Raw genomic sequence first — 24935 nt, 5'->3', positions numbered from 1 at the left:
ATGAATGATATGAAAGATGTTAATGATATGAGTGACGATATGGAAGATATGGAAGATATGAATGACGAAATGTTTGCTAATTTAGATCCTTCTCTAAAAGCGAGCGTAGAAGTGCCTGATTTTAACGGCTATAAATCGGGATTTGTTGCTGTAGTAGGCAGACCAAACGTTGGAAAATCAACGCTTATGAACGCGCTAATCGGAACGCAAATCGCAATCGCGTCTTCTCGCCCAGAAACAACGCGCAAGGCGATTCGCGGAATCTTAACAACTCCAAACGCGCAAATGGTGTTAGTTGATACTCCAGGAATCCACAGACCGCGCACTTTGCTAGGCCAACGTTTGAACGATATTGTAGACGAGTCGCTTGCAGATGTGGATGCGATTGCTTTCTTGCTTCCAGCAGATCAAGAGATTGGGCCTGGAGATAGAAGAATCTTGAGCCGACTTCGCTCCGACTTTGCCAAAAAAGACGCGTCTGGAAACTGGGTGTGGAAGGTTCCGCTTATTGGAATCGTCACTAAAATTGATACGCTAAGCCGAGATGAGTTGGTGTCTCATTTGATTGAGATTCAACAGTTTGCTGATTTTACTGATATTGTGCCAGTTAGCGCTTTGGAACGCGACAATGTTGACGAAGTTAAGAAGGTTTTGATTGACAATCTTCCAGAAGGTCCGAAGATGTATCCAGACGATCAGCTTAGCGAGGAGAGTCCTTCTAGCATGATTGCGGAGTTGATTCGTGGGGCTTTTCTTGAGGAGCTTGACGACGAGTTGCCACATTCGCTTGCGGTTGTTGTAGATAGCATTGTGCGCCCAGGAGATGGGGACTATACGCAATATAGCGATAATAAAGCGCATGTGATTGTGTCGGTGTATGTTGAGCGCGATTCGCAAAAGCCGATTATTATTGGGCGCGGTGCGGAGCATCTTGTGCGCGTTAAGAAGCGTTTGCGCACTGCGGTGAATCGTATTACGGGCGCTAAAGCTGTGCTCGATTTGCATGTGAAGGTTGCAAAGGGGTGGCAGAGTGACCCTAAGAAGCTTGAGCGCTTGGGGTTCTAGCGCGACGACCTGTCTTTTCGCTTAGAGCGTAGCGCGAAAAGGCAATTCGGAGCGCTGAGCTTGCTTAAGGTTGAAAGCACGGTGTGCTTTCAACGCAAGCGAAGACGTTCGCACGGCTAATCCGTGCGAACGAGGACCTGCCTTGTAGTGTGTTTGTACCTAAAATACGGCGTGTTGTCATACAAACGCACTACATGAAGCGTCGTTTTTTCCGCATTTTGTTGCTGATTTTCGTGTGTAGAGCTACAAAAAGCGGGATCGTGTGTAGATACAAAAAACCGCGGAAGACTAGTCAATTATAAGACCAGTTAACCGCGGTTTTATTTTTGTTTTTTAGTTTTGATTATGGGCGACGATGGCGAGCGAAGTAAGTGCCGCCTCCGATTGCTGCGATTCCTGCAACAACAGCCGCTAGAGCTGCAACAACCTTAAGCGTAGTGTTGTTGGATGCGCTTTGCGCTCCGTCTTGTGCGCCGCCAGAAGCTTGAGCGTTCTTAGACTCATCCTTGGATTCACTAGATTCACTCTTGGAATCATTCTTGGATTCGCTCTTAGACTTGCTCTTTGCAGAATCCTTTGCGTCGTTCTTTGCATTATCCTTATTGGACTCGCTCTTAGCAGCAGAATCCTTAGCAGCATCTTGTGCTTTAGCAAGATCTTTAGCAAGATCCTTAGCTGCAGCTTTAGAGCCAGATGCAAGAGCAGCTGCTATGCGGTTAGCGCTGCTTGCGCTAAGAGTGTTAGTGTGCGCAGCTCCTGCAACATTATTCGCTGCAACGCCATTATCATTTTGAGCATTTGCACCGTTAGCACCGTTAGCATCGTTTGCGCTTTGCGATTGTGCAGCTGGAATAGCAGCGTGGAATCCGAGTTGCTCGCTGCCGAATAAGTTGTTTGCGTATCCTGCAAGATACTGGTTGTAGTAGTTCTCGAAGGATTCGCTAGAACTCGTACTGTTGCTCGTGTTATTCTGCGTTGCGCTAGTTGAACCAGTATTCTGATTAGCGTTGCCCGATTCTACTTCTTTAGATGGGGTAGGAGCAGGCGTTAAATCTGTGCTTGCGTCATGAGACGGATTTGTTTGTGGCACTGTTGGAGATTCATTATTACCACCATTATTGCCACCATCACCATTATTCTCATTATCTGAAGTCACCAGCGAATTTACGTCCTTTAAAGTCTTATCTAAAGTACTAGTAGATTCATTAAGAGACTGTTCCACTGCATCAAGCGTTGTAAAACGAAGAATAAGCGTATTCTCAAAATTATTGAAGCTTTGATTTACGGCAGCAAAAGTAGCGTTGTACCTTTCAATTACGTTATTTTTAGCTCCAGCCAAAAGCGTCTTAACTTTCTCATGCAATTCAGCAACTTTTTGCTTTGCTTGCAAAACTTGCATTTTAACGTTTTCAGCCTTTTTCTTTGCTGATTCAAATTGGCTTTGAGCTTCTTTTGTAATGCGTTGTGCTTGCTCAATAGCAGACTTTGCTTCATTAGCTTTTTGCTTAGCTTGAGCGGCTTTAGCAGCAGCATCAGATACTAACTTAGTTGTATTCGACTTAGTAGCATCAGCTTTATTCTTAACTTCGGTTGCTGCAGCTACCTGCTGTTCAGCATCTTGAACTTGCTTTTGAGCTTCTGTAACTTTTCTGTTAGCAGAATCAATTTGTTGGCTTGCATCTTCAATTTGCTTCTGTGCTTTGTTAACTTGGCTTTGAGTTTCCGCAACTTTCTGTTCAGCTTTTTCCTTAGTTTTGTTTGCAAGATTGAATTGTTTCTCTGCTTCACTAACTCTGTTACGAGCAGAATCAAGCAACCGTGTGACACTATCAACAGTTTCATCTTGTTTCGTGACCTTCTCGTTGGCTTCTGCCAAGTTTTTAGCAGCATCATTAGCTTTGATTTGCAAATCGTCTTTAGTAGATTTGAGTTGCTTTACAGATTCTTCAAACTCCCTGATTTTAGCTTGCTTTGCTTCACCAGTTAACTGAGATTGTTTCTCGGCTTCTTCTACATTTGTGCTTGCAACTTTATACTCATTCTCGTATTTCTTTGCTTCAATAGTGAGCTTTGCAAATTCTTCTTGAGATTTTTTTAACTCGTTCTTAGCGCTATCAAAATCGTATGCAGCATTTGTGAAAGCATCCAAGGCGATTTTATTTGGTAAGTTCTTAGCATTCGCAGCATCTATTGAGCTACTAAGAGTTTTAACCTTTCCATTTAGATGCGTGTACTTTGTTTGCCACTGCTGAGCAAGCTTTTTTGCAATAGCTGCATTTTCTTCGATTCCCCAGTCTGCGTTAGGGTCGCCATATTTTTTAGCTTCATTATTTGCTTTTTCTTTCTCGGCTTTTACATGTTCTAATTCTTGTTCTTTTAGCCCCTTAGCGCTCTTTTTGTCTGGCAAATTCAAATCGTATTGTACTTTTCGAAGATTGTACTTAGCTTCAAACAAATTTGCATTTGCTTTATTTGCTTCAGCATTCAGCTTTTGCAATTTAACGATTTCATCTGCATCTTCAGAGGCGCTTCCAGCAGCTTTTTCTTGTTTTAGACTGTTCTCATAACCATCAAGAAGCTCTTTATATTTGGCAACGCTAATCGAATATTCATTGCTTCCGTGCCACACAGCAACATCTTCATTTTTTGTAACAGTTTCTTGTTTCCCGCCAGAAGGTCTAGTCATTTCTTGAATATATAAATCGCCTTCTGCGAAACCGCCAGCACTTATATCTTTTCTAGCAAAAGTAGTGTAATGACCTACGGAAAGACTAAATAAATTAGTTAGCTTGCCATTTTCGTCATTTTCTTCGAATAATCTTGTGTTTGGATTTTGGCTTAATTTCATTCCAAAATCATATTGATTGTCCCTAAGGAATTGCTTACCAGCTTCAGAAAGCTTGTTTTCAATCTTTGTATCGCCATTGAATGTATAGAAGATTCCTGTATCTCTAGCCTCTTCATAGCGATTCTTTTCAATCGTATACCAGCCGTCTAAGGCATTCCACTTATTATCTGTAGGTTTAGGTTCCGTGCTTTGCGTTTTAATTTGCTTTGAGCATGAAGTTTTACCGTCGTCTAGAACTTTGCAATCGTTATTTGAATATTTCATTCGACCATTTTTATGCCCGTCGTAATCTCCCCACGCAAGATTTTCTGCAGTTTTGTACGGTGTAGTGTCCATAACACTAGCGTTATCATACTTTTCATGGTTTACTGCATGATTATTAATAGCAGCAGAGTAGAAGGAATGCACAATGCTTTCGGCAATCAAGCTTAAACGCACGTTTACATTTTGCAACGCGTTGTTATCGTTTCTTCTGTACTCATTTAAAGCATCATAATACTCAGCGGCTTCCTTCATGTTTTGCAAAGAGTCAGCGCTGCCAACTCTACCAAGCCCAGGTTTTACAATATCTTCATACCACGTTGGAGCTTCTATTGTTTGTGCTTCTTTATACGATCCATCTTGGAATTCTTGCCCTGGAATCACATATGATTCGCCTTTAAGAATTTTCTGCGCGCGCTCAGCGTCTGCAATAAGATCTTCGTTTTTGTTATTTTCCTTAGCTTTTTCAATGTTAATCACATATTGCAAGAACTTGTAGAAGTCAGACTTCTTCTCTAATGAATTTTCTGTATTAGAATCATTTTTGCTTTCAGCATCGTAGACTTTTTCTGCTGCATCTGCTTTTCCTCTAAGATTGTCTAAGTTTTTGTAAGATTCAACTAGCTTTTTGTAATCACCGATTTTTTCTAGTTCTTTTTCTTTAGATTCTAGTTCTTCACTTGTTTTGTTAATTTTCTGGGTACTTGTAGCAAGCGTTTCTTTAATTTTTGTTACTTTTTCTTGAGCTTGCTTATAAACGGATTCTTTCTCTTTAGCAATTTGTTTTACTTTTTCCAAATCCGTATTGCTTAAAGCAGAATCAGACTTTTTAAGTTGCTCTAACTGTGCTTGTTTTTCTTTTAATTCTGTTTCTTTGTCTTTAAGCTCATTATCTGTTTTCTTCTTTGCTTCTTCAAGAGATTTTGCGCTTTCAACTAAAGAGGTATAAGATGACTTTTCTTTTTCAAGATTTTCTTTAGCTGCGTTTAGATTCTTGTTTTCTTCATTCAGATTTGTTTTTTCTTCATCTACAGCTTTTTGGGCATTTTGTAGTTCGTTTTGATTTTGTTCAAGTTGTGTTTCTGCTTGCTTCTTTGCATCTATCGCTTGTGCTTCAGTGTTTTCTGCTTGCTTCTTTGCATTTTCGGCGTTACTTGCCGCTAATTGTGCATTTTCTTTAATTTTTTCGGCTTCGTCAACTATCTTTTGAGCTGCATCTACTTTTTCTTTAGCTTCTGCATCTTGCTTCTTTGCATCCTCTGCATCTTTTTCTGCTTGATTTTTCGCTTCTATAGCTTCGGATGCTTTTTTGGATGCGTCTTCTACTTTTTCATTTACTTTTGCAAGATTGCTATTTGCGTTTTTAACAGCTTCATCGGCTTTGCCTACTTCTGTTTTGGTTTCTAGCTCAAGCTTTTCAGCTTCTCTTGCGAGTTCATTTGATTTAGCTTCCTTTGGATCAGGATTCTCATGATTAGCATTAATTTCAACATTTGCATTATCTGAGTTTTGATTTACAACATCGGCATTTGCCACATTTGCCATTGCGAATAATGCCAGTGAACTTGCGCCTAAAGATATAGCGGCTGCGATTTTAGCATTCATAAAACCTCTCCTCATGTTTGATAATAGGAAATCGCTAGTTTTCGTGTTTTTGAACAAGATTTTTAGCAATTTCTTGCCGTTCGTCTTGTTTTGGAAAACATATTTTCTACCGGGGGGGGGGTATCAAGTTTTCAACGCGATTTTATCAAATACCTATGGATTAAATCTGCGCGAGCGACATTCTCTGTTTGCCTCAGATTTGTTATATATGTCTCGGAGGTGAGACATTTGTAACGCTTTTTGGGTCAAATTTGTTAGATTTGCATCATTGATGAGACATTTGTAACGCTTTTTGGGTCAAATCCGTTAGATTTGCATCATCGGTGAGGCAAATCTAACGCTTGTCGTAAGTCAACTCAGTCTAGTCTAATACTTACAAGCTATCCTTTATCCACATTCCTTAAAATCTATTGCGCATTCATTGCTTATCTCATAATCTCAGGCTTATGAAAAAGTCTAACGTTAAAAGCATGCTCGAAAAAGCTGAGTTTGAGCATCGTTGTTTTCATCCAATCAGCAATTCGCAAAGGCAGTGTGTGTATAGGTACACTAGGGCAGGATCGCTTGTGAGAGTATTCCCAGGTCTTTACGCAAGAACAGAATATTGGCAAAATCTGTATACAGCTGAGCAAATTCGACATATAGCGTTTTCTTTGATGGATATTCATCCAGACTGGAAATTTACAGGGGTTACTGCTGCTGCGCTAATCGGCTACGATGTTGTGAATGATTATGATCACATAACATATGATTATAAAACTGATTATAAAACTGATAAAAATAGTGATTGCGTCAAAATGCTGCCGTCTCAGTCAATTCCAATTTACGTTCGCACTATAACCAGAAAGTCTGCAAATGATAATCCGTTGTTGCGTAGAATTAATGCAACAGGCAGAGAGATGGATGGCACTAGTGATGATGTTCGAATTGTGCGTGGAAGGGAGGGAAGTGGCGGTCGCTTCGTTGTTCTTTCGCATTTAAGCGACAATATAGATTACGGAGTTCGAAGTCATATTGTAGATAAGAGCACAATGCTTTTCGATGTTGCAAATAGCATGAATTTTAGATCAGCATTGTCGATTTTCGATTCTGCTGCTCGCGATAATGTTGATTTTGCTAAAGTCATCTCTATTTGTGAAAGTAGATATTCGACTTCGGATATTAATAATTATAAAAGTGTTTCTGCTGCAACAACCTCTGATTTATTTGAAAGCACATTTTTTGGAAGTTGCTGTGAAACTAGAATAGACAAGTTTCTCTCGCTTAGACGCCTTTGTTGTTTTGCAAATAGATTAAGTGAAAACGGCGGTGAATCGTTCGCGCGAGGAACGATGATTTCGCTCGGATTTATGGTGCCAGAATTGCAACGCGAGTTTATATTGCCGCACTCAGGTGGCAAGTATAGGTGTGATTTTTTGTGGCGGCTTCCCAATGCTGAGTTGATTGTTGGCGAGTTTGACGGGCATTCAAAGTATTACGTTGATTTCGATAATCCTAGTCATACTAACGTCGATTTTAATTCGTCATGCGATAATCGAATGTTGCGTAAATCGTATAATCCTAGTGTTATTAATCGCAATATTGACCGGCAGGCTGAGCGTGAAGCGTTGCTTATGAAGGAGTGTGGAGTAAGCAGGATTGTGCGTTTTACCATTTCGGATATTGTTAATCCTAAAAGGGTTGAGAGTAAGCTGATTGATGCAGGAGTTCCTAGGATTATTAAAATGCTGTGATTTATGCGAGCGATGGTGTATGTGCGCTGATTTTGTGAAGTTAGATTTGTCTCGAGTGAGCGACGTTCTTTGTTTTCTGTTGCGAGATGGCTGGATTCGTTATATATGTCTCGGAGGTGCGACATTTGTAACGCTTTTTGCCCTAATTTCGTTAGATTTGCATCACTGATGAGACATTTGTAACGCCTTTTGGCTGATTTTCGTTATATTTGTCTCGGAGGTGCGACAAATATAACGCATGAAGCATGTGGTAGATGCAAAAAGCGGGATCGTGTGTAGATACGAAAAACCGCGGAAGACTAGTCAGTTATAAGACTAGTTAACCGCGGTTTTGGGCGATTTGCGAGTTACGCTTTAGGCGCTACTTCTTGCGAATCGTATACATTTGCGTGTTAAGCAGATTAGCGTATTTCTTAATAACGCGCGGGCGGATAATCTTCATAGAAGCCGTCATCAAACCGTTTTCTTGAGTAAACTCTTCTGGCAGAATAATGAACTTTCGCACAGATTCCGCGCGCGATACGTCCTCGTTTGCAATATCCACAAACTTTTGGATTTCCGCGCGCACAACCGCGTTATTTGCGGCGTCTTCCATGCTCATAGTCTCGTCCAAGCCCTTGGTCTTAAGCCAATTGCGTAAAATCTCCTCGTCTAAAGTCACAAGAGCAGATATAAATGGTCTTTTATCTCCAAGAACAAGAGCTTGAGATACAAGTTCGCAACGCTTAATCACTTCTTCAATAGGACCCGGAGCCACATTCTTGCCGCCGGCAGTAATAATCAAGTCCTTCTTGCGACCAGTAATGTAAAGCATGCCATCGTCGTCAATTCTGCCCAAATCGCCAGTAGCATACCATCCGTCTTCTGTAAACGAAGTTTCTGTCGCCTCTTCATTCTTGTGATACTTCTTAAACACGCAAGTGCCCTTAATTTGCACTTCGCCATCTTTAGCAATTCGCAAAGTGAAAGCTGGGAAAGCAATACCGACCGATCCTTCACGGAATGGAACGCCAATAGGAGTAAACGCGCACGGGGCAGTGGTTTCTGTAAGACCATAGCCCTCGTAAACTGGCACGCCTGCGCCGCGGAAGAACGCTAGCAGCTCTGGATCCAGTGGTGCACCGCCAGCAACAATCCAGCGCGCACGCCCACCAAGCGCTTGGCGAATCGGGCGGTAAACCAGTGGATCGTAAGCAGCGCGGCGAGCCTTTGTTAGCGCCTTAGCATCTCCAGAATCCTGAACTTCCTTCATGTATTGCTGAGCCGTAACAACAGCCCCCTGGAAAGCAAGTCCCTTAGCACCATGACCTGCCTTTTGCGAAGCTGCGTTATACACTTTTTCGAGCACGCGCGGAACAACAATCATAACAGTTGGTTTTGCGACTTGAAGGTCGGATATAAGCGTTGTAATGCCTTGCGCAATGTAGATTCTAAGCGTGCTCGCCACAACAATATAGTTGATTGCGCGCGCAAACGAATGGGCTTGAGGTAAGAATAGAAGCACAGAACCGTTAGGCTCGCTAAGCAAGTCCGGCAAGTAAGTTGGCAAGTTTAACGCGGTTGTGCAGTAATGCTCATGCGTCATTTCCACGCCTTTTGGCGCAGCTGTAGATCCAGAAGTGTACACAATAGAGCACAAGTCGGTTTTTTTAACCGAGTCAATTCGCTCGTCTAGTTCTTCATCGCTAACGGAGTATTCAAAGGCTTGTAGTTCCGCCAATCCGCCTGTTTCTATGCAAATAATGCGCTCAAGGCTCGGGCATTCTTCAATAGCTCCTTCTGCATTGTCTTTCATTTCAGTTGTGCCAACAATCAAAAAGCGCGAATCGGAGTTATTTACAATGTTGCGAATTTGCTCAGCGGAGTCCGTGTCGTAAATTGTAGCCAGAACGCCTCCGCAAGCCATAACCGCAGCGTCAACAACATCCCACTCATACGAGGTTTTGCACATTAACGCAACAGCGTCGCCTTTGCGCAATCCATAGTGAATCAAGCCTTTTGCGGCTTTTCTAACTTCTGTAAGGAACTGGTTGGCTGTTTTTGTAACCCATTCATCGTTTTCTTTGTATGTGTAAAGTGGATCATCTCCCATTCTTGCTGCCCTGTCTGCATACAAGTCGTAGATGCTTGTGCCTTCGTCTAATGGCGGATTTCCGTCCGTTTTTGTGGTTAGCAAGCCAGTTTGTGGGTCTAGGAAAGTGGTGGTTTGTAGTTGAGAACCCCATTCGTCTACTCGTGGAAGATACTGATTTTGCTGAAGCAGATTATTCTGTTTATTCTGTGATCCGTCTTGCTGATCTTGTGGAATAGAATAGTCTGGTTCTCCTGCGATGTCGTCGCTTACTGGGTGCGCGAAGTTGCTGCCAATTTGCAAAGCCTTACGAGCAAGATTGAAAGCTTGCTGCTGGAGTGTATTTAGGACGGACACATCTGCTCCTTAATTTTGCTAAATGCTTAAATTTGCTAATTTATTTTGGTTAAATCAGCTTGTTTCGAGCACATATTTGTTATGCGCCTTTGACTATATATACATGATAATCGTTGGTGTGATTCAAGTCACCTTTTGGTGTTGGATTTGACTTTAGACTTTATCTGTCTAAGTGTTTTTATAGACTAGATAAGTTGCTTTGGCGAGGGAATAACACTGCGATACTTGCGATAGGCGCTTTGCGATTCGTTGGTTGCTTGCGATTGTTGTGTAAGTTCCGTTATCGACTGGGCTGATAGCCAACTTATGGTGGTTTTCGGCGCGTCGGTGCGCCTGAAGCTGGATTTAAATAAGATTATCCGCATAATCCAGACCATAAGGAGACCGATATGGCTACAAAGATTACACTTGAAGGCGAAGTTCGCAATGAATTCGGTAAGGGCGTTGCTCGCCGTTTGCGTGTTGCCAATTTGATTCCAGCCAGCATTTACGCTGGTGGTGCTGAGCCTGTACACGTGACTCTTCCAATGAGGGAGACTACTCTTTCTCTTCGTCACGCAAACGCTTTGTTCACTATTAAGTTCGGCAATGAGTCACGAATCGCAGTTGTTAAGGACGTTCAGCGCAACCCTGTTAAGCGCATCGTTGAGCACATTGACTTCTACGAAGTTAAGGCTGGCGAAAAGATTGACGTTGAGGTGCCAGTGTTTGTTGAAGGCACTCCAAAGGGTGCTGCTGTTGCATTCGTAGACGTTCAGGAGCTTAAGGTTCGCGCAGACGTTGCCAACTTGCCAGAGCGCTTGGTGGTTAATGTTGACGGCTTGACCGATGGCACCAAGGTGTTTGCTAAAGATGTTAAGCTTCCTGAGGGCGTTGTGCTCGACATGGATGGCGAAGAGTCTGTTGTTAGCGTTACTGTTCCAGAAGATGCTGCTACAGAAGAGACAGCTGCCGCTCCTGCTGCCGATGCTGCCGCTCCTGCTGCAGAAGCTCCTGCAGCCGAGTAAGGTTTTGCTTAGGATTTTCTAAGATTTTATAAGCCGCGCATAGTCAAGATTTTCTTGGTTTGCGCGGTTTTTTTTTTTGAAAAATCGAGAATCTCTACCAAGCATGGTATTTCACTTAGTACAAGAAACACCAAAAACACAGAAATTGCAATGCTTATGGGGGGGGGTATCCATAGCTTGTGCTTAAATAATAAAGGTTAAGTATTTTTTTGGAGTGCACTGGTTGCTAAACATTGCCGTATGTTGTGTATTTTGATTGTTAAATACTAAACGTGCATGTTGATTCTATGTACTAGATGTAACGGAGTTTGGGAGTCGAATTGGCTAGAACTAAAAATAGTGGTAGTGACGTTTTAAGCATTAAATCTGCTAAGCATAAGAGTGTTTCTGGCGACGCTAAGAACGCTAATAACGTTAAGAGCGCTAAGAAAAATGCTAAGGCTGCTAAGCGTTCTTCCTCGTCTACTGCTACTAGTGCTTCTAGTCATCGCCTTGGCGTTGCAGCTGTAGCTTTAGCGTCTACATTGTCTATGGTGTTGCCTGGCGCAGCGGCTTTAGCTAGGACTTCTTTTAACCCTGATTCTTTTGATCCGTCTTATGTAAATAGTGTTGCTAAGACTTCTGGCAAAGGTGCTGGGAATGGTAATGGCAAGGGCGATGGCAAGGGCGATGGAAACGGCTTATATAAGCATGGATTGCTTAACACGGGTGCTACTTTTGATCGTACTACGCGTCAGATGGTTGGTTCTGCTAAAGAGTATTCAGTTAAAAATACTGATTCTAATTCTATAGCTGAAGGCGCTGAGAATCAGGAAACGGTTGCTGGCGATTCTTCCGTAGGTGTTAAGGATTATGGCGAATATTTTGTTACAAATGGCGATTCGTCTTCGACTTCAAATCGTTCTTTTGATACTAATAATTTTGAGGATAGATCTGCTACTAATAGTGCCGATAATAGTGCTACTAAGACTGCGACTAAGAGTGAGCAAGGTACAGCAAGTTCTGAGATTACAAAACCTGTAAAATCTGCGAAGAAGTCTGATGCAAAGCATACTAATGCTGAGCAAACCAATCCAGCTGAAACTGGTAAAGTCGCGGAGAAGCCAAAGTCGAACGCGTCTGTACATGCACATAAAACGACTGAAAAGCCAACTGCTGCAAAACCTAAAGTTGAAAATTCTGTAAAGCCAGCAGATACAAAGGCTTCATACACAAAGCCGGCTGCGACAAATCCTGATGCTGTAAAGCCGGATGCTGCTCCTGCAGCGAAGCAATCTGCACAACCAGAAACTTCACAGCCTGCAAGTGCAAAGACTGTTGCGAAGACGGAACCAGAGGCAAAGGCTGAACCAAATCAGAATACAGCGCAGACTGAACACGCTGAAAATCAGCAGCCTGCTATAGAGCAGAATACAAACGCACAACCTTCAAGCACTCACGAAGAAAATGCGAATACAGTAAATGATGCAAATAAGCCAAAAGTGCGTTCTCGTAGGAGTGTTGATGAAAGTGCAAACGGTTCTAACAAGGGGAGTAGTGTAACTCCTGCAAGTAATGCGCCTGAAACTCCGTCTGCTTCTGCACCTTCAGCAGGTACAGAATCTAGCGCTGGTGCTGGAAATACAGCGAGCCCAAGTGCAGAAGGCAATGGCAATGCTCAAGGGGGGCAAGGTGCGCAAGGGCAAAGTGCAGAAAATCCAACTGCACAAGGCACTGCACAAGGTTCGCATGATAATGCGCAAGGTGCAGTTACAGGTACAGACGTCACTGGCAAAGATAAAAGCGCTACGCCTTCAGCTTCTGACACAACGCCTTCACCTGCTTCACCTGCTTCTACACCGACCGCTGGCACACAGAACACTGGCACAACAACTAATAACGCAGCAACTGATCCAAACAGCCAGGTAATTAAGCCGAATACAGATAATCCAGAGGCGAAGAGCACAGAGCAAGCCAACGAACAGGTACAAACCGACAAAAAGCCAAAAGCTACATACAATTTGCAAATTCGCTATACGATTGGTGGCGCTGCGAATAAGCAGCTTGTGCAGCCGTACGAGCTTACGATTGACAAAGCCGGCTTCGATAATCTTGGCAAAGATGGCAAGTACGAATATATTGAGCTTCCAAAGTCTGCTGGATACCGCCCATCTGTATATCATTCAGGCACATACCAGTACTACATTAAAAACGATAAAAACGAGTTCGTTATTGACGACGGTACGAATGCGGACGCTGTTCGCTACTTGCGTCTAGACAAAAATCTTATTAAAGAATACGCTGTAAAGAAAAGGCAGGCTGTTGGGGGAAATAACGTCGCTCAAGCTCCGCAAACCTCATCATCTCAAACAACTACAAATCCGCAATCTTCATCCTCTACGCAGATGCCAGCAGAAGACGGCATTCAGTACTACGGCGAGTTGAACATCAACTACGCTCCTAAAACAGCTAAGTACTATGTGCGTCACTTGGTGCAAGATCTCGATAATAAGGATAAGTTTATCGATGCTCCTAATTTGGGTATAGGTAAAGTAATTACTGTAACGCATAAGGATGGCACTACTGAGAAAATACACGTTACAGAGATTACTGGCATAGTTGGCTCGGATGTAACAGCTGTTTCAACGTACATCCCAGGCTACGAACCGGAGCATAATCTTATTAGCTCGCCGCTTTCGGATTCTGAAGATGAAAAAGACAAGCTAGTTTTGAACCTTCGCTACTACCGTAAAGCGTATGAAGTTACGTACGATTCTGATGGCGGCACGGATGTTACTGCTCAAAAAGTGTATTACCAGCAAGATGTGCCACAAGTTACGAACCCAACTAGGCGCGGTTACACTTTTAAAGGATGGTCTTTAGTAGATCCTAGCAAAGAGAGTGATCCGCTTTATGCTGAGAATACTATTGTTTCTCTTGATGACTACAAGATGCCGGATCACAATGTGCAATTCCGCGCTAATTGGGAAGCGAACAATACTACTAGCTACCGCGTGAACGTGTGGGTGCAAAAAGCGGATTTAGTTGACAAAGATAATCCAAATTCGCTTAAAAACTACGACTTTGTTGGTCTTGTTGAGCGCAAGAATGTGAAGACAGATAGCGACGTTGCGCTTGATAAAATGGATGATGCCGGCGTTATTAAGGACGCTAATGCTCTTAATGGAACAAGCGCGGATGATTATGTAAGTGCCCCAGAGCTTGGCTTAACTAAAGAAGAGCTGCAGGGAAAAGATTCTGACCATAAGACTGGCTTAATTTCAAAGTTCAACTGGATGAACGATACGCCTGTAACAAGCTTAGATGGGTACAATACCGCGAATCCTGGTGCCGCTGAAAATAAAGGCAAGGATTTATTTACGCGCTACTTCCATGTGAATAAGGAGCTTACTAAAAAGCTTAATACTGAGCAACATGATTTTGTGCCGGGTCGCCCAGATTTAGGCAAACGTAGTAAATCGCAGCTTTGCGCTGACGACTTAAACAACACTCTTAACTTAGTTTACGACCGCAATACTTACGAGCTTATTTTTGCTAAGCCTGCTGGTATAAAAAATGATAGCTTAAACAATGCTGCTATAAAAAGAAAAGACGAAAACGGCAAAACAACTATTTATTGCTATGCTGGCGGCGGCGATTGTTCAACGGAGTATGATAATAATAACGAAGATGATAATGGCAATGTAATTAACCATAAAGGTTACCGCGTAAATGTTCGTTACGGTCAAAAGCTTACTGATATTTGGCCTGATATAAATGAATTAGATTTTAATAAAGAAGATATAGGCTCTTTAGGATGGCAGCTTGGATATTCAGGGAAAGTAGAGTATCGTGACACTCCTCCGTATCGTTTTACTATAAAAGAATTTGCTGACCCTAGTTTGCGTGTTGCTCTTAAGAATGGTGCTGGAACAGTGCCTAAAATTAGCGATGACCCTGAGAGTAATACCCAAACTGCGTACGAGCTAAAAGATAATCAGCGTCTGCTTACTGCTGATACCAGTAGTAAAAGTGCGCCTATACAGGTGATTATTAGGAAGCAAAGTATTGCGTCTGCTAAAAACGGTGGCGATGATATAGACGACAATGATTATGAGCTTTCAACTGATTCATATAGCAAAGATGATACTTCCAACGATAGCTATAAATATACAGCTCCATCTATTGCAGGTTTTAATCCTGCTAATGGTTATGATAAGACAAAAGTTAGTGATTCGTTAGATTCAGACGACTTTGAAGATAAACGGGAAGAGTGGTATAACGAATCTCATGGTCATGGGAATTGGGATGATTTAAGTGATGATGAGAAGAATGCTTTTGCTAAAAAGTATCATTTAGAATTTAGAAAATTTAGGGGCGTTCCAGTAGATGAACAAGAAGATTATTCTGGTGATGCAACTGAATTTGAAGAAAACAAAATAATTGAATTTAGATACGACCGCAAGTCGTATGATGTGCAGTTTTATAATGCGGATGGCAATGCTATAAAGGACGGCAATGGCTCTGCTAAAGAGAGCCTGCCGTTCGAGTATAGCTTGACTAAGCGCGGCAAAAAAGATTTGACGGGCGAAGACAAAGATTTATACGGAAACGATACATCTTATGATGCTTCTGTAACTAAAGATGGTGGTGATAACACCGCAACTCAGTTCGATGGCAAGTACACATTCACACTTAACGGCAAGACTTACTCCATCGTTCGCCCTGCTGATTTGCCAGAAGACTATGTGTTTAAAGGCTGGGCTGTTGATCAGGCTGGTACTCAGTTTATAAATGGCGAAAACAAAGATATTACAATGCCAGTCAACGGCATTAAGCTTTACGCTGCCTGGGGTAAGCCAACTAATATTAAGCACACTGTGACGCTTGACTACCATATGCCTGGAACTGACGAAAACGGCAATACTATCCAAGATGTAGTTAAGAAAAAAGAGTTCGCTCGCTACAATGTTATTGACGAAAAGAATGATATAAAGGTTCCAACGCGTAAGGGCTACGACTTCTACGGTTGGGAAATTACTAAGAACGGCAAAACTTTGCCGTACGCTTTTGGCAATAAAGTAGTAGAAGATATAAAGCTTGATGCAGTGTGGGTTAGGGATACTCGCTACAACGGTACTTTTAAGCACATATTCTTAAAGCCAAGGTACACGTTTGCTGACTATAAGAAAGAGGGTCTTTCAGACGCAGAAAAAGCCGCGATGGTGGATCACATTTCTACTCAAACGGTTTCAGGTTTGCGCGAGCATTTGCGCTACAATGCTGAAGCAGTCTACAGTGACGAAACGCACTTCCCGGATAAGCATTTCACGAGCTTTGAAGCCTCGAGTGATGAGAAGCAGAATACTGGCGAGTTTATTTACCAAACGTACAATACGCGCAAGTATAAGGTAAAGTATATTGATCAAAACGGCAAGGATCTTCTTCCAGAAAGCGAAGTCAGCTCTGTAAATAGAAACTATGACGTAGCATTCTACAAGCCGATTGAAGGCTTTATGCCGGAAACTACGCAGAAGAATATTATTTATACTACTGATAGCGAAGGTAAGCAGACTAACGGTATCCCTACAATCACCTTCAAGTATAAAGACGTTCGCGTGCTTAAGCGCCAGGACGATAATCAGTATCGCCCAACCAACTACACGCGCTACGTGTTCAAAGTGGATGATAAGCAAGGCTCTATGGGTAGCGTTGTTGACTGGCAGAACAAGGATGTAGCTGACGGCTCTGCTCTTGTGTACGACGCAATTAAGGGCACGAAGGCATACCAGATGCCGCTTCCAACAGTTAAAGCAAAGCAAGGCTATGAGTTTGATGGCTGGACTTCGCAAATTGGTTCGTATGATGCTGGCTCTACGAAGCTTCAGTATGCTGATGGCGTAAGTCGCTTGCCGATTCGCTCCGAAGAGCAGAACAGTCCTGAGGTAATTTACACTGCTAAATTCAAGCTAAAAGCTCCTGTTGCTGCAGCTCCGCAAGTGCTTAAGCCAACTGAGAATATTAGTATTGCAAATAGTGATGATGCTAAGAAGCTTATAACGAATGCTGGTGATTATCCAGATGGTGCTAAGTTCAGCTTTGCTGATGGTGAAAAGTTTGACAACACTCCAGGCTTGCACAAGATTAAAGTGCAAGTGAAGCTTGGTGATAACAGTGCTGAAGCTGAAGTGCTGTACCGCGTGCTGCCAGATTTGGTGTACGCAAGCGATTGGGATAAGTTTAAGACTAGCGACTACGGCAAAGCTCATATTGACGAGTATGCGCCGATTACTTTTACCGGAAAGAATGATGAAGGCACTATTGTTGGTCACGATGGAGATAATGCTAATCATCCTGCTGGCGGAGAAACTACTCTTACTGCGTACGTTTATAAGGGTAAGGAAGTTAGAATCCGCGTGCCGCAAGCCTTCGGTAAGGATCACGGTCAAGATAATTACTACTATGTGTTCAAGGGCTGGGCGACTAAGGTTGTAGAACCGACTGCTGAGAATCCAAATCCAGAGCAGAAGTACGATATCGATCCTGAAGGTCGTTATAAAGATGTTACTGTTGACGATAATTCTGGCAAAACTTACACCGCTGTTTACAAGAAGATTGAATACTTCTCTAGCACTTCTGACGGTGGTGAAGTTCCTAAGGATGCTGTAGTCGCAATCTTCAAGCCTGCTCCAGGGCGATTGTGGAAGGATGGCACAAGCGGCCCTAAAGTGTTCTACGTAAAGAAGGGTACTGATCTTGAGAAGATTACAAAAGAAGGAAGTGGCGCATTAGCTTGGCTTAATAATCAGCTAACTGGCGCTAAGGGAACTTGGTCTCGAAGCAGCATGCTTAACGACGGTAAGAAGGTTGATTCAATTCCAAATGTCGCTGACTCTACTGACAAGTGGAAAGTCAATGAACCATTCCAAGAGTTCGTGGCAGATCAAACCCCTTGGACAGAACCAACAGTGCAGACTGATTACTTGGTCGCTGTGCAAGATAAGCCTGACACGCTTCCAAAGTTAACCGATTTTATAACTAATATGCCTCAACTCAAAGCAGATGCTGCTACGAATAATGGCGTAGAAGACATAAAAGTCGAATATGATTTACCAACTGAAGCTGAACAAAATACATTAAAGCAGAAGATGCTTAAGAAACCTGCTTTGTACACTGTTCCTTTGAAAGTTACAGTTAAGTATAAGGATGCAGCAGATTACAAGACTTATAGACTTGTAGGACGCTTAAAGGTGATTTACCAGTTGATGTACGATAAGAGCCTACCGAAACCAGATAGTACTCAGCCTTCACATCAGCCTGGCGATACTAATCCTCTTACGGGTGTTGCTGCAGAGCGTGATCTTGTTCTCAATAAGGATAAGTATGTTAAGGTCAACTTTATAAATGCCAATCAAGTTGATCATAAAGATCAGGGCAGCCTTGATAAAGATACTACTAAGCTGTACTACGTTCTTAAAGACGATGTTACGGGCGTAAAAGCTCCGCAAGCTGTTGGCAAGGATTATGACGCTGATGGATACCATTACGTGTTCAAAGGCTGGAGGAAGCTTGAGAATTTTGTTGATAATGATAATTCTGATGCTCGTTCGCGTGCAAGAAGAAGCTTAGCAAATCAACCTGAAATTCCTGTCACTACTTTGATGGTAAGTGAACCAGCATCTGCAACTAGCGTTGATGTGCAAAACGCGAATGGTGAAAAGTTGTTAACGAATGATGAGATTCGCAAATTAAAGTACTCTGAAAATACTACATACCAAGCAGTGTATGAAAAGGTGATGAACATCATCGACGCGAAGAGTAATGAGAAAATTCCAGATAACTACGTGCCGTATGTGTTCTTACCAGCTTTCGGAAGGAAGTGGGATGATGGCTCATACAAACCGAAAGTTATCTACTTTAAGTCCGATAGTACTACATATGAAAATGACGTTAATAATAAAACTAATGAGTTAAAGCAACAGCTTAAGGGCTTTAGCAAGTGGGAAGTTTATGATGCAGGCAACAAACCTGTTCCGTTAACTGACACAAATAAGAATAGACAAATTCGCGTATATGTTGCAAATCAGATTGCTGATATGCCTGTGAATGTATCTCAGTTTGTTAAGAGTGTTGGAGACGAAGTTCCTGCTCCTGATGAGCTTGTGTCTGGTGTTGATCCTAATAACCTAGAGATTGCGGGCATGCATGGTGCGGGTGTAGCTTATTCTTCCGGTGCCAATTCCGTTCGTATTGCAAAGCCGGGCATTACTACTGTTAGAGTGAGGGTTGAAACATCTGATCCAAATAAGAAGGGTGCAAAGATAGTACGTTATGAAAATGTACCTATTCAAGTGCTTCCGAATGTGATTGCAGAGAGAGATTTACCTTCAAGTAACAGTCAAGCAGGAAAGTTTATTTTAGAAAACTACACAAAGGTAACGTATGTAGCTGGCAATGGCGGAACTATGCAGTCACGAGTACATACATACTGGGTGCGTAAAGATAGAATATCTGAAATAAATAATTATATTCCAGACGTTCTTGCTAACAAAGGTTACATATTCAAGAATTGGGATGAAGTATCTTACTCTAAACATATTGATACCATCTATAACAGTGCTGATAACCACAAATCAACTGATATTGAGCGTGAAACATTAGCTAAGATTGCTGAACGCTATGGCATGTCGTTTACAGCTAATGTAATCCGCAAATCTAAGAATTCTACATTTGCGGCTATAAAGAATATTCTTGCTGAAGCTATAAATAACGAGAATATGAGTTATGAAGCAAGTCGTAATAGATTGGCTATTGTTGCTGAAACATTAGGAAAGTCATATACGGCAAAAATAATTCGTAATTCACAACACTCAACTATTGAAGCTTTGAAGAATTTACTTGTACAAGCTGGTATTACTGACGCTGATATTGCAATGGTATTCCCAGAAAGCGAAACCATTATTACTGCAAACTTCGAGAAGATGGCTCCTATGAAGTTTAAGTTTAGTGGTTCTGCTCGCGAGGGTATTCTAACGAACTTCAGATTGCAAAACATGACTGAAGGAGATGTTAATAACACAATGGTTACAGTAGATGGCAAGACATTAACTATTAACGAGTTAGTTGCTCAAGGCTTGACTTCTGTAAACGGCATTAACGCAAATTGCGCTGGTACTGAATGCAAGATTTCTGGCACGCCTAAGATTGTTGACGGCAAGCCGAAAGTTGAGCTAACGTTTACTACTACCGATAAGTATGGTCGCGAAGCGGAAATTACTGTTGAAATTGATGTGATTTCTGAGAGCAAACCTGCTCCAACGCCTGTGCTGCCAGCTCCTACACCAGCTCCGTCAAAGCCAGAAGAAGAGCCAAGACAAGAAGAATATCCGATGCCAGAATCATATCCGTATATTCTAATGCCTGAATCTCCTTTGACTGAAGTCGTACCTGAACAGGCTACGGAACCGAAGCAAAAAACAGAGCCAGAAGCTGTGAAGGATACTGCAAAACAGCCGTCAGAAGCTCTGCCTCAAACGGGTAGTGACGTTACACAGTCCGCGTTAATCGCCAGCTTGTTGGCATCTGTTGGTTTAGCTGGATTTGCTGCTAAGCATCGCAGACGTAAGAACGAAGATAACGAAAGTTGATTTGTTGAGTCGAGGGTAGTGACTAGAATAACGAAGGTTCCGGTTCACGCTTAGCTATTGGGGCTTTGCGACCCGGGTCGCCCGAATTCCATAGGAGACATTATGAAGCAGGGTATTCATCCCGACTATCACGCAGTGCAGGTTACCTGCTCCTGCGGAGACACTTTCGTAACTCGTTCCACCGCAAATGGCGATCATATGACGGTTGACGTGTGCTCAAAGTGCCACCCATTCTATACCGGCAAGCAGAAGATTCTCGACACCGGCGGCCGCGTGGCTCGCTTCGAGAAGCGCTACGGTAAGAAGACTAAGTAGCTTTTTAAACGCCAGCCCTGCTTTCGTGTAACTCGCGGAATCGGGGCTGGCGTTTTATGTGCTAAACATACATGTGCTCATGTGTCTTATTTAATATTTAATACTTAACTCAATATTTAATATTTTCTATTCAAAATCCGCGTTATACGCGACTACAAAGGAACAAAATGGCTGAGTCAGTAGAGGAACAGTTCCCAGCAGCGGTTACAGCTCTAAACGAATACCGCGATATTGAAAATCGCATGGGAGAGCCAGAAGTAGCGTCTAATCCAGACGCAATTCGCAAGCTCGGTCGTAGACACGCAGAACTCGGGTCAATCGTAAGCGCGTACCTAAACTACAAGCAGCTTTGCGAAGACTACGAAGTAGCTAACGAAATGGCAAGCGAAGACGAAGACTTAGCAAAAGAAGCAAAACAATTAGAAGAACAAATTCCAGCAGCAAAAGAAAAGTTGCGCACAGCGCTGATTCCTAGAGACCCAGACGATGCGCGAGACATGATTATGGAAATCAAAGCTGGTACGGGCGGCGAAGAAGCGGCTCTGTTTGCTGGCGATTTATTGCGCATGTACATGCGTTACGCGGAAAAGCGCGGCTGGACTACTGTAATACAAAGCGAAAATTCGACGGAGCTTGGCGGCGTAAAAGACGTGCAGCTTGCGATTCGTGCAAAAGGCACGCCTGCTCCAGAAGACGGCGTGTGGGCAAGCATGAAATACGAGGGCGGCGTGCATCGCGTGCAGCGAATCCCAGTAACTGAATCGCAAGGGCGTATTCAAACTTCCGCAGCCGGCGTAATCGTGTTCCCAGAAGCAGACGAAGACGACGACGAAATCGAAATCGATCCAAAAGACCTGAAAATCGACATCTTCATGAGCTCTGGTCCTGGCGGACAGTCCGTGAACACTACTTATTCCGCAGTTCGCATGACGCATATTCCAACTGGAATTGTGGTTAGCATGCAAGATGAAAAGTCGCAAATTCAAAACCGTGCGGCAGCTCTTCGCGTGCTAAAATCGCGCTTGCTAGCCATGAAGCACGAGCAGGAGGCTGCGGAGGCTGCAGATATGCGCCACTCGCAGGTGCGCTCGTTGGACCGTTCTGAGCGAATCCGCACATACAACTTCCCAGAAAATCGTATTGTGGATCATCGCACAAACTACAAGGCATACAATCTTGACCAGGTGCTTAACGGAGACTTGCAGCCTGTTATAGACAGCGATATTCAGGCGGATGAAGCCGATCGCTTAGCTAAAGCCAAGTAAGCCAAGTAAGTTAAGTTATCCAAGTAAATTAAGTAAGATAAGTAAAATCACCACGTGGCTTGTAAAATGCAAGAAATTTTGCACATTTTGCGCGCATCTGCCGAAAAACTTGAAGATGCAGGAGTAGAGTCGGCAGAATACGACGCACGTTTGCTACTGGCTCACGCTTGTGGCGTAAGTTTGGCAGACTTAAACAAAGCGCTAATACTTGGCGATTTTAAGGATTTTTTGCCCAATTATGCTAGCAAATATAGCGATTTTATATCTAGACGTGCTTCGCGCGAGCCATTGCAGCACATTATTGGATGCGCTACTTTTCGCTACATAGACCTAATAGTTGGCAAAGGTGTTTTTGTGCCGCGGCCTGAGACAGAAGTGGTAGTTCAAGAGGGATTAGATTGGATTCGCGCAAATAATCTAAAAAATCCTATTGTTTTAGACTTGTGCGCAGGGTCGGGAGCGATTGGATTATCGGTTGCAAGCGAAGTTGCAGATGCGCAAGTGTGGGCTGTGGAAAAGTCTCCCAAAGCTTTTGAATATTTGCAAAAAAACTACAACAAAATCGCGGAAAAATATAATATTTTAAACAGATATCACGCAATATTAGGTGATGCTACAAACGTTAATCTGCCTGAAAAAGCTGCGATTAAAGAGAAAGTAGATGTAGTAATCACAAATCCGCCGTATGTGCCAGAAAGCCAGCCAGTAGAGCAGATTGAAGCTCGCGACTACGACCCTAAAATGGCGCTATATGGTGGATCTCAAGATGGGCTACTAATACCGCAAAAAATTGTAAAAGCGAGTTTTGCATATTTGCGTAGGGGTGGAATAATGATTATGGAACACGATATTACGCAAGGAGAAGCGCTTGCAGATTATGCAAAAAACGTAGGATTTAGCAGCGCAAAAGTCAAAAACGACTTAACAAACAGAGCAAGATTTGTAGTATGCAAAAAAGAGGCTAAAAATGAGTAAAATTTGCACGATTAACGAAGAATCATTGCAACTTGCAGCGCAAATAATCAACGCAGGCGGCGTAATCGTAGTGCCAACAGACACAGTTTACGGAGTAGCATGTGACCCATTTAACGAGGATGCAGTAGTGAAAATCTACCAATTAAAACGCAGGCCGCGCACAAAAGCCTTGCAAATACTTATGAGTAGCGTAAGTGACTTAGAAAAACTCGGTCTTTACTTGCCAAGCCCATTAGACGTGCTGGCGGAAAAATTCCTGCCAGGCGGATATTCGCCAATCGCTCGCGCAAGAAAAGATTCGGTAGCTACAAGGCTTGCTACGCTTTGTAAAGCAGATAGTAGTGACGTTCAAAACAATAATAAAAACAAAATCCAAGCTGAAGCAACGCAAGGCGTGCGCGTGCCAGATTGCCCAGAATTAATGCAAATTTTAAGAGTTACGGGCCCTTTGGCTGCGTCTAGCGCAAATCGCAGCGGAAACGAGAGCGCAGACAGCGTAGAAGAGGCAGTAGCAGCTTTTGGAGACGAAATTCCGCTGTATTTAAATGCTGGTCCAACTCGCTCACACGTAGCAAGCACAGTAGTTGGCGCGGATGCAAGCGATAAAGACGGAATTGTGATTTTGCGCGAAGGCGTAATAAGTGAAGAACAGATAAGAGCAGAAAGTCGCAAGAAATGAGGGTATACCTGTTTATAGCAGCAATCGCAGGAGGCGCAACTTGGCTAATAATGCCGCTTGTACGTCATCTTGCGATTCGCATAGGAGCCGTGGGAAAAGTGCGCGCTCGCGACGTGCACACAATACCTACGCCACGTATGGGTGGAGTGGGAATGCTATTCGGCTTTGCTGTATCAATGGCGTTTGCAAGCTCCATGCCTTTTATTTCAGGGCTTTTTACAGGAACACACCAGCCGTGGGTAGTTTTAGCTGGAGCTGTACTCGTATGCCTTTTGGGTGTTTGTGACGACATTTGGGACTTAGATTGGATGCTAAAACTTGCAGGTCAATTGCTAATAGCTGTTTTTGTAGCATGGGGAGGGCTTCAAATCGTAACATTGCCGCTCGGCTCTCTAGTTACAGCGTCTCCAAGTCTTTCAATCGCAATAACCGCAATACTAATCGTGGCTTCAATTAATGCAGTCAACTTTGTAGACGGACTAGATGGACTGGCTTCTGGAATTGTGGCAATTGGCGGAATCGCCTTCGCGACATACTCTTATATTCTTGCGCGCACATCTCCAAGCTATGCTTCAATGGCAACTCTTATAGATGTTGCAATGGTTGGAATGTGCTTAGGGTTTATTTTGCACAATTGGCATCCTGCAAAGCTTTTTATGGGTGATTCTGGCTCCATGCTAATCGGGTATTTAATAACTTGCGCGTCTATTATAATGACGGGTCACTTAGATCCATCTGCAGTGCACACAAGCATATATTTGCCAGTATTTATGCCGATTTTGCTTCCGATTTTAGTGCTGTTTTTGCCAGTGTTAGACATGTGTTTAGCAATATGCAGAAGGCTTGCAAAAGGGCAGTCGCCAATGCATCCAGACCGCATGCATTTGCATCACAGAATGTTGCGCATTGGGCATTCTGTGCAAGGAGCAGTACTTATTTTGTGGGGATGGGCGGCGCTTATATCTTTCGGGTCAATAATGATTCTGTTCTTTAAAGCAATTTACGTGCTTGTTGGCATGATTATTGCGGCAGCGCTGCTTACAGTTCTTACAATGATGCCATATTTGCGCAGGCGGCTGCCAGAGCTACGAAATTCGTAAAATAATACTCGAATACTCGCGAATCATA

11 protein-coding genes are annotated in these 24935 nt (G+C 43.0%); 9 read left to right on the top strand and 2 right to left on the bottom strand.

Annotation, left to right across the window (positions count from 1 at the left end):
- Complete coding sequence (gene era / locus HXT25_RS00265; RefSeq protein WP_009994154.1) at window positions 1–1065, top strand: GTPase Era; 1065 nt, start codon at window positions 1–3, stop codon at window positions 1063–1065.
- Between the two features lie 343 nt (window positions 1066–1408).
- Here the strand turns inward: era and HXT25_RS00260 are convergent, their stop codons facing one another.
- Window positions 1409–5779 carry a Tat pathway signal sequence domain protein gene (locus HXT25_RS00260; RefSeq protein WP_422118548.1) on the bottom strand — a complete coding sequence of 1457 codons (4371 nt, stop codon included), beginning with the start codon at window positions 5777–5779 and terminating at the stop codon, window positions 1409–1411.
- A gap of 446 nt (window positions 5780–6225) precedes the next feature.
- Here HXT25_RS00260 and HXT25_RS00255 point away from each other — a divergent pair, with 446 nt between their 5' ends.
- Window positions 6226–7512, top strand: coding sequence for a hypothetical protein (locus HXT25_RS00255; protein WP_004113096.1), 1287 nt, complete (start codon window positions 6226–6228; stop codon window positions 7510–7512).
- A 361-nt stretch (window positions 7513–7873) separates the two neighbouring features.
- Here HXT25_RS00255 and HXT25_RS00250 read toward each other — a convergent pair whose 3' ends face one another.
- Window positions 7874–9940, bottom strand: a complete 2067-nt coding sequence (locus HXT25_RS00250; protein ID WP_075038874.1) for an AMP-dependent synthetase/ligase — start codon at window positions 9938–9940, stop codon at window positions 7874–7876.
- Between the two features lie 389 nt (window positions 9941–10329).
- Here HXT25_RS00250 and HXT25_RS00245 point away from each other — a divergent pair, with 389 nt between their 5' ends.
- The 7 genes from HXT25_RS00245 (at window position 10330) to HXT25_RS00215 (ending at window position 24907) form a co-directional block, all read left to right on the top strand.
- A complete protein-coding gene (locus tag HXT25_RS00245; protein WP_004114880.1) occupies window positions 10330–10947 on the top strand; it encodes a 50S ribosomal protein L25/general stress protein Ctc in 618 nt (205 codons plus the stop codon).
- Window positions 10948–11267: 320 nt separating this feature from the next.
- Window positions 11268–20573, top strand: a complete 9306-nt coding sequence (locus HXT25_RS00240; RefSeq protein ID WP_422118547.1) for an InlB B-repeat-containing protein — start codon at window positions 11268–11270, stop codon at window positions 20571–20573.
- 102 nt (window positions 20574–20675) lie between these two features.
- Complete coding sequence (gene rpmE / locus HXT25_RS00235) at window positions 20676–20888, top strand: 50S ribosomal protein L31 (RefSeq protein ID WP_004114884.1); 213 nt, start codon at window positions 20676–20678, stop codon at window positions 20886–20888.
- A gap of 167 nt (window positions 20889–21055) precedes the next feature.
- Complete coding sequence (gene prfA / locus HXT25_RS00230) at window positions 21056–22153, top strand: peptide chain release factor 1 (protein ID WP_009994429.1); 1098 nt, start codon at window positions 21056–21058, stop codon at window positions 22151–22153.
- 66 nt (window positions 22154–22219) lie between these two features.
- Window positions 22220–23128: a peptide chain release factor N(5)-glutamine methyltransferase gene (gene prmC / locus HXT25_RS00225; protein WP_013399634.1), complete on the top strand. Its 909-nt coding sequence runs from the start codon at window positions 22220–22222 to the stop codon at window positions 23126–23128.
- On the top strand, window positions 23121–23807 hold the full coding sequence (locus HXT25_RS00220) for an L-threonylcarbamoyladenylate synthase (RefSeq protein WP_004120010.1): 687 nt from the start codon (window positions 23121–23123) through the stop codon (window positions 23805–23807). Before prmC ends, HXT25_RS00220 begins: the two co-directional genes overlap by 8 nt.
- Window positions 23804–24907, top strand: a complete 1104-nt coding sequence (locus tag HXT25_RS00215) for an MraY family glycosyltransferase (RefSeq protein ID WP_004113078.1) — start codon at window positions 23804–23806, stop codon at window positions 24905–24907. The genes HXT25_RS00220 and HXT25_RS00215 overlap by 4 nt, the downstream gene beginning before the upstream one ends.
- Window positions 24908–24935: the final 28 nt, after the last annotated feature.

Source organism: Gardnerella sp. DNF00476, assembly GCF_049262735.1.
GTDB classification, from domain to species: domain Bacteria; phylum Actinomycetota; class Actinomycetes; order Actinomycetales; family Bifidobacteriaceae; genus Bifidobacterium; species Bifidobacterium vaginale.
Note: the sequence above shows the minus strand (reverse complement) of the source record. Positions and strands in the feature narration are given on the sequence as shown.